Origin of the sequence: Streptomyces sp. NBC_00448, from assembly GCF_036014115.1 — a bacterium.
Taxonomy (GTDB): Bacteria; Actinomycetota; Actinomycetes; order Streptomycetales; family Streptomycetaceae; genus Actinacidiphila.
The window spans coordinates 6345419-6358120 of sequence record NZ_CP107913.1; the positions used below are offsets into that span (position 1 = coordinate 6345419).

Sequence of the window (12702 nt, forward strand, 5' to 3'; positions counted from 1 at the left end):
ACCCGCGGCGTGCGCACCCGTCCGGCCGCCGGACATCCGCCCGGTCCCCGGGCGCCGGTCCTGCTGCCGCACACCCGCCCGGGCACCCGTCCCGTCCCCGCCCCACGCCCCCTCCGCGCTCTCCCGTCGAGAAAGGCCGGTATGGCCAGCCCGTCCGTCCGTGCCCAGCGCCGTACCGCCGCGCTGCTCCTGGCACCGTTCTTCGTCCTCTTCAGCGCCGTCGTGCTCGCCCCGCTGGTCTACGCCGGCTGGCTGAGCCTGTTCACCACCCGCACCTCCGGCCTCGGCTTCGGCGGCACCCAGCAGGTCTTCGCCGGCCTGGACAACTACACGCGGGCGCTGTCCGACCCGGCGTTCCGGAACGGCTTCCTCACCATCGCCGCGTATGCCGCCGTCTACCTCCCGGTGATGATCGGCGGCGCGCTCGTCCTCGCCCTGCTGCTGGACTCGGCCCTGGTCAAGGCGCGCGCCTTCTTCCAGCTGGCGCTGTTCCTCCCGCACGCGGTGCCCGGCCTGATCGCGGCCCTCATCTGGGTCTACCTCTACACGCCGGGACTGAGCCCGGTGATCGACCTGCTCGGGTCGGCCGGCCTGCACGTCGACTTCCTCTCGGCGGACAACGCGGTGTTCTCCGCGGCCAACATCGCCGTCTGGGAGTGGATCGGCTACAACATGGTCATCTTCTACGCCGCGCTCCAGGCGGTGCCGCGCGAGACCCTCGACGCGGCGCGGCTCGACGGTGCGGGCGGCATCCGTACCGCGCTGTCGATCAAGGTGCCGATGATCCGCCCGGCCATCGCGCTGGCCGTGCTGTTCACCGTGATCGGGTCGGTCCAGCTCTTCACCGAACCGAAGGTCATCTACAGCGCCTCCAGCGCGATCGGCAGCAGTTGGACGCCCAACATGTACGTCCAGACCGCCGCGTTCACCCGCGACGACCTCGGACTGGCCGCGGCCGCCTCGCTGCTGATCGCGCTGTTCGCCGCGGCCCTGTCGTTCCTCGTCACCCGCTTTCCGCGCCGCAGGAGGCAGCCATGACCGAGCCCACGACGCTCAGCGCGCCGCCCGCCGCGGCGCCGGCGCCGACCGGCGGGAAGCCGCCGGTCCGGCGCGGGCCGCGCATACCCGGCAGCCGTCAGTCGCTCCTGCTGTCCAGGGCCGGGGTGACCGCGATGCTGGGGCTCGCCGCCCTGTACACGCTGCTGCCGATGCTCTGGCTGGTCCTGTCGTCCACCAAGAGCCGCCAGGACCTGTTCGCCACCAACGGATTCGCGCCGGGCCGCCACTTCGCGCTCTTCGGCAACCTGCGGTACCTGTTCAGCACCGAGGACGGCATCTACCTGCGCTGGATGGGCAACACCGTGCTGTACGCGGGTGTCGGCGCGCTGCTGGCGACGGTGCTCAGCGTCGCCGCCGGGTACGCCTTCGACAAGCTGGCCTTCCCCGCCAAGGAGAAGCTCTTCGCCCTGGTCCTGCTGGGCGTGATGGTGCCGGGCACCGCGATGGCGATCCCGCTGTACCTGATCGCCGCCAAGGTCGGCCTGGTGAACACCTACTGGAGCGTTTTCGTGCCCGGCCTGGTGTTCCCGTTCGGGGTCTACCTGGCCCGGGTCTTCAGCGCGTCCTACGTCCCCGGCGAGGTGCTGGAGGCCGCCCGGGTGGACGGCGCGAGCGAGTTCAGGACCTTCCGCCGGATCGCCTTCCCCATGCTCGCGCCCGGCTCGGTGACGATCTTCCTCTTCCAGTTCACCCAGATCTGGAACAGCTTCTTCCTGCCCCTGGTGATGCTGTCGGACAAGAAGCTCTACCCGGTCAACCTCGGTCTGTACGTCTGGTACTCCTCCGCGCTGTCCGAGGGGCACCCGCAGGACTACCTGCTGGCCGTGGTCGGATCGCTGGTCTCGGTGGCCCCGCTGGTCGTCCTCTTCCTGATGCTCCAGCGGTACTGGAAGTCCGGCATGACCGCCGGCGCGGTGAAGTAGGCGGGTGGGAAGCCCCCTGCGGACGTCGAGCGGTCCGGGGGCGGCGTCGACGAAGCAGCCGGCCCCGCCCTCCCTGCTCTCCCCACACGTCACGGTGGCCCTTTCGGCCACACGCGTTTCAGCGTGGATCGCTCGCCCGCCACGGCCGCCAGGCATCGGAAAGCGCAGGCGGCTCGCCCTCGCACGCCCGGGGCGACCTGGTCGAACGCCGCGCAGCACGGCCCCGGTGAGGGCGGGACAACGGCCGAAACGCCCCCTTAACCACGCGGGCCGGCAGGTGGATATTCCGGCGTGGGCCGCCGTGAACATGTCATGAACATGATGATCTCCTCGGTGCCCGGTACCCCACCCCCACAGCCCCGGCCTCGACGAAGCGGCCGGGGGCCCGGAACAGGAGAGACACATGCGCACCAGTTATGCCCTGCCCGTGGCCGCGCTCGGCGTGGTCGCCGCGCTCGGGCTGTCCTCCGGCGCGGCGTCGGCCGCCGACAACCCGCTGAGCCTGGCCTGCCAGGCCACACCGCCGATCGTCTCCGCGGAGACCTTCACCATCGACGCGGGAGTCAACGGCACCGCGCCGGCTTCCGTGGCCGCCGGGAGCGCCTTCACCGTGTCGCTGGCCCCGGACGCGATCACCGTTCCCTCGTCCGTCAACGGGAACACCGTGAACTCGATCAGCTCGCTGACGCTGACCGCGCCGGTGCCGGCGAACGCGACGCTGACCGGCGAGACGCTCAGCGGCGGTTCCGGGCTGGGCTCGGGCACCCCGTCGGTCTCGGTGAGCGGCGGCACCATCGCGCTGACCGTGCCCGGCCCGATCAGCGGCGGCAGCACCTTCACGCTGCCGACGCTGAACCTGGACCTGACCGCCGGCGCCTCCGGCACCACCGTGCAGACCCAACTCGCGGGCAGCAGCTACTCCAGCCCCGGCCTGACCTTCACCGCGAACGTGACCTCCAGCATCTTCACGGTGAACGCGCCGACCGCCTGCTACCCCTCGCCGAACCCGGTGCTGACCTCGACGACCGTCTCCTGACAGCCGCGCACGGCACGGGCGACGGGCCCGGCACCGACGACCTGGTGCAGGTCGTCAGCGCCGGACCCGTCGCGCCCGACCGCACTACGCGGTCGCCGCGCCGGTGCTCGTCACGGCCCCGAGGTCAGATAGGTCACCGTGGTGCCGCCGTTGACCTGGCCGCCGGAGTTGTTGATCACATGGCTGATGGTGCCGCTGCCGCCCAGCGAGACGGTCACCATGTCGTGGAAGGACGAGCCGCTGCCGGGCACCTCGATGGCGCGGTCGGCCACCACCGACGGGTTGGTGCTCATGTAGCAGTAGACGCCGAGCCCCCACGCCTGGTGCGAGGTGACCGAGTCGGCCACCTTGTAGGAGGGGTAGCCGTTCTCCCCGCCGCCTGGTGTCCAACTGGCGTTGTTCGGCACGTCGTAGGGCATCTCGGACTGGTAGAAGTACGTCCGCCCGCCGTTGCCTTTCCACAGCGTCTGGTACTGCTGGTAGTGCTCGACGGCCAGGCCGTACATCGTGACGTTGTTGCCGTTGACCACCAGCCCGTTGGCGGCGGTGTTGGTGTTCCAGCCGACGGTGCCGCCGTTGCCGTGGTCGGCGCGCCAGATCCACAGGTCGCTGCCGATGGTGTTCGCGCTGTTGACGACGAGGGACTGGGTGGCCTTCCCGGCGACGTCGCCGCCGACCCGGAAGAACACGTCCTGCAACGTGGTCGGGTCGGACGCGTGGCTCGCCGAGGAGCCGGCCGGGCCGATCTGCACCAGCGAGCTGCTGTTGGTGGTGCCCGCGCTGACGATCAGCCCGGCGATGTCGATGCCGTCCACGTCGGCGGTGGTGATCGCGGTGACGCCGTTGTCGGGCATCAGCGTGGCCAGGCCCAGGCCGAGCACCACGGTGTCCGGGCGGGTGATGTTGATCGGCGCGTTCAGGTGGTACACGCCGGGGGTGAAGAGCAGGTTCAGCCCGGAGGAGAGCGCCGCGTTGATGGTGGCCGCGGTGTCACCGGACTTGACCACGTAGAACTGGGTGATCGGGATCGAGGTCCCCGGCGTCGAACCGCCGGTCCAGTCCGGGCCGGTGGCGTTGGTGCGCAGGCTCGGCACCATGACGTTGTACAGGCCGGTCGAGTCCGTGTAGAGGTACGGCTTCTCGCGCACCGTCGGGGACTGGCCGACCGTGGTGTAGGTCGGGAACGACTGGGCGGGGGCGCCGTTGTCGCCGACGAAGACCATGTTCCAGTTCGACCCGGCCCAGCTGCCCATGGAGGTGTCCTGCGTCAGGAACTGCTGCTGGGTACCGGAGTTGACCTGGCCGGAGACCCGCGAGTCGCCGATGAACCCGCCCGAGGACCAGTTGCTGCTGTTGTTCCCCGAGGTGTTGTCGTCCAGGATCATGTTGCCGTGCACGTCGACCCGCCGGAACGGGTCGGCCTGCGAGACGGCGTACTCCAGCGTCCCCGAACTGGGCGTGTCGGAGAGGTTCTCCACGTCGCGCCAGAAGTTCTGGGTGGCGTTGCCGCCCGACCAGCCGGCGTCCACGTGCACCCCGCCGCCGGTCAGCGAGACGTCGTCGGGCGACGCCCCCAGGCCGGCCACCTGGGTGTAGAAGCCCACCGGGACGTCCACGTTGTAGCTGCCCGGCGTGAACAGCAGCGCGTAGCGGTTGTTGCCGAACTGGTTGGACTGCTGGGAGCTGTAGACCGAGTTGATGGTCGACTGGATCGACGACGACGACATCGACGGGTCGAAGATCTTCACGTTGGGGCCGAGGTCGGGGTTGTTCGGGTTGGTCGGCGGGGGAGTGCCGCCCGTGCCGCTGCCCGGGTCGTTCAACGCGAAGGACTGCGCGCTGCTGCCGTTGCAGGTGTACTGCTGCAGCTGCACCGAGTCCGCGGTCGAGGCGCTCGGGACGTCCAGGCACAGGCCGCTGTAGTGGTTGACGAAGTGGTAGGAGCCGCTGCTCTCCTGGACCGGCTGCCACTCCTGGCTGCTCCAACCCCCGTTGGACCACAGGTGGATGAGCGCGCCGTTGGCGGTGGACGGACCGTCCACGTCGATGGCGGGCTGCGCGCCGTTGGCGTTGACGATCGTGTAGTAGCCGGAGTCGGTGGCCGGTTGGAGCTGCCACTGCTGAGCGGTGCTGCCGTTGCAGGTGTACTGCTGGACGGCGGTGCCGTTGGCGGTCGCGGCCGCCGCCGCGTCCACGCACTTGCCGCTGTTGCCGGCCACCAGGTTGTACCAGGTCGAGGGGGAGACGGCGGCGTGCGCGCTGGCCGCGCCGACCGTGGAGAGCGCGGCGGCCACGAGTACCGCGGCCGCTCCGGGTCCGACCGCGCGACGCGCCGTCCGGCCCAGTTTCAAGAAACGTTTCATGACGCCCTTTCCCAGCAGGGTTCGTGTTTCTGAAACAAGAAGTGCGGCACATCCCGGACCAGCGCACCCCCGCGACCGTGGTGGCGCGCGTGCGGCTGACGAACGTCCGGCCTCTCAGCAATGTGTGTTTCATGAAAGAAGCAGAGCCGTTGCGGGCATGTCAAGGCATTGGTCTGACACCGCACGTCAGCGGTGCCGAGGCGCGGGGGACCAGGTGATCTCCCCGGCGGGCGCGGCCACGGGCGCCACCCGGCGCCGCAGGTCCGTCCGCCCGGCGCCGATGGTCAAGTCTTCATCTTCTGCACGCTGTTGACGTCCGGTACGGCCGGGCGGCGGGGCCGGACGGCAGGTGTCTACAGCTTGTGAACGCACAGGTCGGGGCGGGGCGGCGGGTCAACCGCGGTGCGCGGGCGCTGACTCGGCGGTACGGCCTGAACGCATCCGGTCAGGAAGGTTTGCTTACAGAAGCCTTGACGCGGTCTCGCGTTCCGTCGCAGACTCCGGTTCTGCTCGGCCGAGATGAAACACCCCCCCACCACCGGCCCACACGGAGCCACGCATGCGTCTCAGACACGGCATCGCGTCCCTTGCCACGATGGCCCTCGCCTCCGCAGCCGCCTTCCTCGGCGCTGCGGGCCAGGCCCACGCCGACACCGGCCTGCCCGCCCACTTCGCCGCCCCCTACCTCCAGATCGACGGCAACACGGCCAACGACATGGCGTCGGACATGAACGCCACCGGGCTGAAGTACTACACGCTCGCCTTCCTCACCCCGAAGTCCGGCTGCACCGCGGAGTGGGAGGGCAGCGGCGACTCGGTCGGCGCGTACACCTCGCAGATCAACGCGCTCAAGTCGGCCGGCGGCACCGCCATCATCTCCTTCGGCGGGGCCGAGGGCGGGGAACTCGCCCAGACCTGCACGTCGGTCTCCTCGCTCACCGCCGCCTACGCCAACGTCGTCAACACCTACGGGATCACCCGGCTCGACTTCGACATCGAGGGCGGCACGCTCGGCGACACCGCGTCCAACCAGCGCCGCAACCAGGCGCTCGCCGCGCTCCAGGCGCAGAACCCGGCGGTGCAGGTGGCCTACACCCTCGCCGTCGCCCCGAACGGCCTGCCCTCCCAGGAGTACGGCGTCCTCACCGACGCCAAGAGCAAGGGCGTCAACGTCAGCGCGGTCAACATCATGACGATGGACTTCGGGGACGGCGAGAACGCGCTCAACGACGCCGAGTCCGGTGCCCGCGCCACCGCGGGACAGCTCGCCGGCCTCTACGGCATCTCCACCTCGGCGGCCTACGGCCGGCTCGGGCTGACCCCGATCGCGGGCCAGAACGACGACAACGAGTACTTCTCGCAGTCCGACGCGCAGACGCTGGAGAGCTTCGCCGCGTCCAACGGCGTCCAGGAGCTGTCGTTCTGGGAGGTCGACTACTACGACAAGGGCGTCGGCTACGCCTACTCCCGGATCTTCAACCAGCTGACCGGCGGCGGGGGCAGCACCCCGCCGGGCGGCGGCACGACCGGCCAGATCACCGGATACGGCGGCAAGTGCGTGGACGTGGCGTCCGCCTCCAGCGCCAACGGCACGGCGGTGCAGCTCTACGACTGCAACGGCACCAACGCGCAGCAGTGGACGGTGGGTTCGGACGGCACCCTGACCGCGCTGAGCAAGTGCATGGACGTGGCCGCGGCCGGCACCGCCAACGGCAGCCAGGTGCAGCTGTACGACTGCAACGGCACCGGCGCGCAGGTCTGGCAGCACCAGTCCAACGGCGAGCTGCTGAACCCCGCGTCCGGCAAGTGCCTGGACGCGACCGGCCCCAGCTCGGCCAACGGCACCCGGCTGCAGATCTGGACCTGCGCCGACAGCGCCAACCAGCAGTGGACCCTGCCGAGTTGAGCTGACGCCAAGCCGCGGCCCCGGCTCCGGGGCCGCGGTCGGGGCCGGCCCGGCCGGGGAGCGTCCACCCGCCCCTCGGCCCGGGCCGGCCCGCAGTCGTGCCCGGATCACCACCGGCCCTGACCAGCGGCTTTCACGCGTGGTCGACCCGCTGTCACGGCGCCGGCATCGGAGTGCCGGAATCCGGTCGCCGGGTGTTCCGCAAGTGTTCAACTCGACGTCCGTGGCGGCGCTGTGTGCGGTCCCTAGGGTCCCTTGAGGCTCAGGAGGAAGGGACTCATGGACACACCCCTCGCGGTCCGGGCACGTGGGATCACCAAGTGCTTCGGCGATGTCGTCGCACTCGACGGGATCGATCTGGATGTGGCGCAGGGTCAGATCCACGGCCTGGTCGGCCCGAACGGCGCGGGCAAGACCACCCTGCTCGGCCTGCTGCTGGGCCTGTCCGTCGCCGACGGCGGGCGCCTGGAGATCCTCGGCGCACCGGTCGGGCGGGCGCTCGCCGCGCCCGACGGCGTCGCCGGCTTCGTCGACGGACCCGGCCTGTACCCCTCCCTCACCGCCCGGCAGAACCTCGCCGCGCTGGTCGCGCTGCGCGGTCACGACCCGCGGACCGGCGCGATCGGCGACGTACTGGACCAGGTGGGGCTCACCGATGTCGCCGACGACCGGGTCCGCGGCTACTCCCTGGGCATGCGCCAGCGGCTCGGGCTCGCCGCCGCCCTGCTCACCAGGCCCCGGCTGCTCGTGCTCGACGAACCCTCCAACGGCCTCGACCCGGCCGGGAAGAGACACGTCCACGGGGTACTCACCAGGCTCGCGGCGGACGGCACCGCCGTGGTGGTCTCCAGCCACCGCATGGACGACCTGGAGGCGCTCTGCTCCGAGGCCACCATCCTCGCCACCGGGCGGGTGGTCTTCTCCGGCCCGTTGAGCAAGCTCGCCGCCGAGAACCGCGAACTCGACTACCGGCTGCTCAGCTCCGACCTGCCGGCCGCCCGCCGGCTGGCCGCCGGCACCGCCGGGATCACCGTCGTGGACGACGCCCGGGCCTGGCGCGGCGCCGAAGTGCTCGTCGTCCGGGCCCTGGTGCCCGCGCTCGACGAACTGGTGGCCGGGCTGGTCCGGTCCGGCGTCGCGGTGCGCGAGCTCGCCCCCGTGTCGTCGCCGCTCGAAGCCGCGTTCCTCGCCCTCACCGAAGAAGAAGAGGAGGCCGGCCGATGACCGCGACGCCGACGACCGTGGACACGGCCGCGACCGCCGCCGCCGACGGCGGGACCGCCGTCGGGGTGCGCCCCGTCTCGGTGGCGCGTGCCTACCGCTTCGAACTGGTCAAGCTGGTCTCGCAGTGGCGCGTCCGGCTGCTGGTCCTCGTCTGCTGGATCGCGCCGGCCCTCTTCGTCGCCGCGGTGAGTGAGCAGAGCACGCTCCCCTCCGACACGCTCTTCGGCCGCTGGATGCACGCCACCGGGTGGGCCGGGCCGCTGGTGGTGCTCGGGTTCGCCGGCAGTTGGGCGCTCCCGCTGCTGACCTCGCTGGTCGCCGGCGACGTCTTCGCCGCCGAGGACCGGCTCGGCACCTGGCGTCACCTGCTGGTGGCGGTCAGGTCCCACCGGCGGATCTTCGCGGCGAAGGCACTGGCCAGCCTCACCGTCATCCTGCTGCTCGTGGTCGGGCTGACCGCGTCCGGTGTGGTCGGCGGCCTCGCGGCGGTCGGCAACCACCCGCTGGTCGGTCTCGACGGCCACCTGCTGTCGCCGTCGTCCGCCGCCGGGAACGTCCTGCTCGCCTGGACCTGCGCGCTCGCCCCGACGCTGGCGCTCGCCGCGATCGGCCTGCTCGGGTCGGTCGTGCTGGGCCGGTCCCCGATGGGGCTGCTGCTGCCCGCGCTCGTCGCGCTCGCCATGCAACTGGCCCAGCTCCTGCCGCTGCCCGTCGCCGTACGCCTGGCGCTGCCCGGCTACGCGTTCATCGCCTGGAACGGCCTGTTCACCAGCCCGGCGCAAGTCGGGCCGCTGCTGATCGGCATCGCGGTCAGCCTGGTGTGGGCGGTGGCCGCGACGGTGCTGGCCTATCTGCTCTTCCTGCGGCGCGACTTCACCAACCTGACCAACGACGGCTCCGGACGCCGCGCGATCACCGCCGGGCTGCTGCCGCTGGCCGGACTGCTCGCCGTCACGGTCGCGGTCGTCGCCGTCGCGACCCCCTCGACGGGCTCCGGCATCGACCGGAACAAGCTGCAGCGGTCGGTCGCCACGGCCTTCGGGCACCTGTACCGGATGCAGACCGAGCAGCTCAACCGCCCCGCCGTCACCGAGGCGCAGTTGCGGGTCTCGGCGACGTGCGACAAGAGCGACGGCCATGTCGCCGCCAAGGGCGCGGGCAACGACTGGCGCTGCGTCGTCACCTGGCACCTCCCCGGCGTCCAGGCCCCGGGCACGGCCGTCTACCAGCTCGACGTCACCTCCGACGGGCGGTACGTGGCCGACGGCGACGGACCGAAGGAAGTGAACGGCTACTTCCTGGTGCGCTCCCCGACCGGCGACGCGCCGAACCCGCTCTGGCAGTTCGACGGCAATGTCGAGCTGCTCCACACCACCCCGAAGGGATAAAACCTGATGCAGGTAACACGCCGCCGAAGGCGTGTCGGGAAGGCGCAAGTCGTCTTTCTCGGCCGGCGCATCGGCCGCCGGACGGTACTGGTCACGGCGGGCCTCACCACGCTCGCGCTGGGCGCCACCGGCACCGCGTTCGCCCAGACGCACCAGTTCGGCACCCAGCAGGTCGGCCAGACCACCGACAAGGGCCAGGTCATCTCCAGCGACCAGTACCTCGCGCCGTACGGCGACCGCCTCGTCATCAACGACGGCAAGATCATGTCGTCCTCGGTCAGCCCGGACGGCACCCACCTCGCGGCCTCGGTCACCGATGGCGACGGCGCGCTGACCATCGTGGACCTGAAGACCTGGAAGGTGCAGCAGCTCGTCGGCAACAACGCGGCGGCGAACCTGAGGATCAGCGGCAACGACGTGGGCCAGGAGGGCCCCTCGTACTCGCCCGACGGTTCGCAACTGTGGCTGGGCCAGACCGACGGCTACACCCGCTTCACCGTGAACGCCGACGGCACCCTCGCCGACCCGGTGTCCGTCAAGATCCCGGCGGACGGCGCCAAGCACGCCCTGGTCGGGGCGGCGGTGTTCTCGGCCGACGGCTCCACCGTGTACTCCGCGGTCAACGGCCAGAACCGGGTGGTCGCCATCGACGCGGCGACCGGCGCCATCGAGCAGAGCTGGGCGGTCGGCAACGCGCCGCGCGACCTCGTGCAGGTCGGCGGCAAGCTCTACGTCAGCAACGAGGGCGGCCGGCCGGCGAAGAGCGGCGACACCACGCTCAACTCCTACAACACCCAGGTGCCGGCCAGCCCGGTGACCGGCGCCACCACCACCGGCACCGTCAGCGTCATCGACCTGGCGACGCCGGCCGCCGCCCCCGCGACCATCAACGTCGGCCTGCACCCGACCGCGCTGTACGCGAAGAAGGGCACGGTGTTCGTCACCGACACCGCCAGCAACGACGTGGCGGTGATCGACACCGCCCGCGGCAAGGTCGTCCAGACCATCTCCACCAAGCCCTGGCCGGAGGCGTCGGTCGGCTACGAGCCCGACGCGGTCACGCTCACCGACGACGGCCACCTGCTGGTGACGCTCGGCCGCGCCAACGCGATCGCCGTCTACAAGTACCGCACCGCGCAGGAGCCGGTCAGCTACGTCGGCCTGCTCCCGACGGACTACTTCCCCGCGGAGATCACCACCGTCGGCAAGCAGGTGGTCGTCTCCAACACCCGCGGCATCGACTCCCGCCGCCCCACCACCAGCGCCGGGCACGGCACCCATGACACGACGTCCAGCCTGACGCACTTCACGCTGCCGAACGACCGCGTGATCAGGGCCGAGACCGCCAAGGTCTTCCAGCAGAACGGCTGGACCAGCAGCGACGTCAAGCTCGCCAAGGGCCGCAAGGCGAAGGCGGTGCCGGTCCCGGCCCGGCTGGGCGACCCGTCGACGATCAAGCACGTCTTCCTGATCGTCAAGGAGAACCGGACCTACGACCAGGTCCTCGGCGACATGCCGCAGGGCGACGGCGACCCGGCGCTGACGGAGTTCGGCGAGAACGTGACGCCCAACCAGCACGCGCTGGCCACGCAGTTCGGGCTGTACGACAACACCTACGACATCGGCACCAACTCCGCCGAGGGCCACAACTGGCTGATGCAGGCCGACGATCCGGAGTACACCGAGTCCTCCGCCGGTGAGTACACGCGCAGTTACGACACCGAGGACGACGCGCTCGGCCACCAGAAGAGCGGCTTCCTGTGGACCGGCGCGCAGGCCGCCGGGAAGACCGTGCGCGACTTCGGCGAGTTCCAGCAGTTCCTGACCAAGCCGGCCGACGCGAGCTGGCAGAACCTGTACTGCGACGCCAGGAACATGAACGCGACCGGCCAGCCGAGCGGTTACACGCTCGACTCCTCCTCGCCGATCCCGTCGCTGAACAACGTCTCGCTGCCCACCTTCCCGAAGTTCGACACCAGCGTCCCGGACATCTACCGGGAGCAGATCTGGCAGCAGGACTTCGAGAAGAACGGTCCGGCGAACCTGAACATGTTCTGGCTCTCCAGCGACCACACCGGCGGCCCGGCCAGCCCGGCCGCCCAGGTCGCCGACAACGACCTCGCCGTCGGGCGGATGGTCGACACGATCTCGCACAGCAAGTACTGGAAGGACTCGGCGATCTTCGTCGTCGAGGACGACTCCCAGGCCGGCCTCGACCACGTCGACGGCCACCGCGCGCCGATCCAGATCATCAGCCCCTATGCGCAGCACGGCGTGGTGGACGACCACTACTACTCGCAGATCACCATGATCCGCACCATCGAGCAGATCCTCGGCATCCACCCGATGAACCAGAAGGACAGCGCGGCCAGCCCGATGACGGGCGCGTTCCGGGCCAAGCCGGACGACACCCCGTTCACGGCGCTGCCCAACCGGACCTCGCTGACCGCCGGAGTGACCACCCCGCCGTCGTGCGGCGTGGACACCCCGGCACCGCAGGACCCCAAGGCGGCGGCCGTGCCGTCGGTGAGCGTGCCGGCGGCCGAGAAGACCGTGGCGGCCCAGTGGAACGCCTGGAAGTCGAAGCAGCGGCTGACCGGCCCCAACGCCGTGCCCGACTACGCCCCGCCCGCCCAGATGAACCACTTCACCTGGTACCAGACGCACAACTGGGCGAAGCCGTACCCCGGTGAGAGCAAGATCTACGCACCGGACGCCGTACCCGGCGCCTACATCCCGTCCGCGGACAACGACGACTGACACCGACAGCGTCGAAGGGCCCCCGGACGGCAGCACGCCGTCC

8 protein-coding genes are annotated in these 12702 nt (G+C 70.7%); 7 read left to right on the forward strand and 1 reads right to left on the reverse strand.

All coding sequences use genetic code 11. The features are described from left to right. Positions 1-141 precede the first annotated feature (141 nt). The 3 genes from OG370_RS27380 (at position 142) to OG370_RS27390 (ending at position 3018) form a co-directional block, all read left to right on the forward strand. Positions 142-1038, forward strand: coding sequence for a carbohydrate ABC transporter permease (locus OG370_RS27380; protein ID WP_328468771.1), 897 nt, complete (start codon positions 142-144; stop codon positions 1036-1038). Beyond that, positions 1035-1982 (forward strand): carbohydrate ABC transporter permease, encoded by a 948-nt coding sequence (locus OG370_RS27385; RefSeq protein WP_328468773.1) that lies wholly within the window; start codon positions 1035-1037, stop codon positions 1980-1982. Before OG370_RS27380 ends, OG370_RS27385 begins: the two co-directional genes overlap by 4 nt. Positions 1983-2385: 403 nt before the next feature. Next, positions 2386-3018, forward strand: a complete 633-nt coding sequence (locus OG370_RS27390; RefSeq protein WP_328468775.1) for a cyclase — start codon at positions 2386-2388, stop codon at positions 3016-3018. A gap of 110 nt (positions 3019-3128) precedes the next feature. On the opposite strand, the gene OG370_RS27395 is transcribed toward OG370_RS27390, so the two are convergent. Beyond that, positions 3129-5381, reverse strand: a complete 2253-nt coding sequence (locus OG370_RS27395; RefSeq protein WP_328468777.1) for an RICIN domain-containing protein — start codon at positions 5379-5381, stop codon at positions 3129-3131. A 559-nt stretch (positions 5382-5940) separates the two neighbouring features. On the opposite strand from OG370_RS27395, the gene OG370_RS27400 reads away from it, so the two are divergent. The 4 genes from OG370_RS27400 to OG370_RS27415 all read left to right on the forward strand — a co-directional run bounded on the left by OG370_RS27400 (position 5941) and on the right by OG370_RS27415 (position 12659). Then, positions 5941-7287, forward strand: a complete 1347-nt coding sequence (locus tag OG370_RS27400; protein WP_328468779.1) for a ricin-type beta-trefoil lectin domain protein — start codon at positions 5941-5943, stop codon at positions 7285-7287. Positions 7288-7566: 279 nt separating this feature from the next. After that, positions 7567-8511: an ABC transporter ATP-binding protein gene (locus OG370_RS27405; RefSeq protein WP_328468782.1), complete on the forward strand. Its 945-nt coding sequence runs from the start codon at positions 7567-7569 to the stop codon at positions 8509-8511. Next, positions 8508-9899, forward strand: a complete 1392-nt coding sequence (locus OG370_RS27410) for an ABC transporter permease (protein WP_328468784.1) — start codon at positions 8508-8510, stop codon at positions 9897-9899. The genes OG370_RS27405 and OG370_RS27410 overlap by 4 nt, the downstream gene beginning before the upstream one ends. Positions 9900-9905: 6 nt before the next feature. Beyond that, entirely contained in the window at positions 9906-12659 is a 2754-nt protein-coding gene (locus tag OG370_RS27415) for an alkaline phosphatase family protein (protein WP_328468786.1), read from the forward strand. Positions 12660-12702: the final 43 nt, after the last annotated feature.

Bases quoted from the DNA above. Each gene is read 5' to 3' on its own strand.
- OG370_RS27385 (WP_328468773.1), top strand. From the start codon at position 1,035: ATGACCGAGCCCACGACGCTCAGCGCGCCGCCCGCCGCGGCGCCGGCG.
- OG370_RS27410 (WP_328468784.1), top strand. From the start codon at position 8,508: ATGACCGCGACGCCGACGACCGTGGACACGGCCGCGACCGCCGCCGCC.
- OG370_RS27415 (WP_328468786.1), top strand. From the start codon at position 9,906: ATGCAGGTAACACGCCGCCGAAGGCGTGTCGGGAAGGCGCAAGTCGTC.
- OG370_RS27405 (WP_328468782.1), top strand. From the start codon at position 7,567: ATGGACACACCCCTCGCGGTCCGGGCACGTGGGATCACCAAGTGCTTC.
- OG370_RS27400 (WP_328468779.1), top strand. From the start codon at position 5,941: ATGCGTCTCAGACACGGCATCGCGTCCCTTGCCACGATGGCCCTCGCC.
- OG370_RS27380 (WP_328468771.1), top strand. From the start codon at position 142: ATGGCCAGCCCGTCCGTCCGTGCCCAGCGCCGTACCGCCGCGCTGCTC.
- OG370_RS27390 (WP_328468775.1), top strand. From the start codon at position 2,386: ATGCGCACCAGTTATGCCCTGCCCGTGGCCGCGCTCGGCGTGGTCGCC.
- OG370_RS27395 (WP_328468777.1), bottom strand. From the start codon at position 5,381: ATGAAACGTTTCTTGAAACTGGGCCGGACGGCGCGTCGCGCGGTCGGA.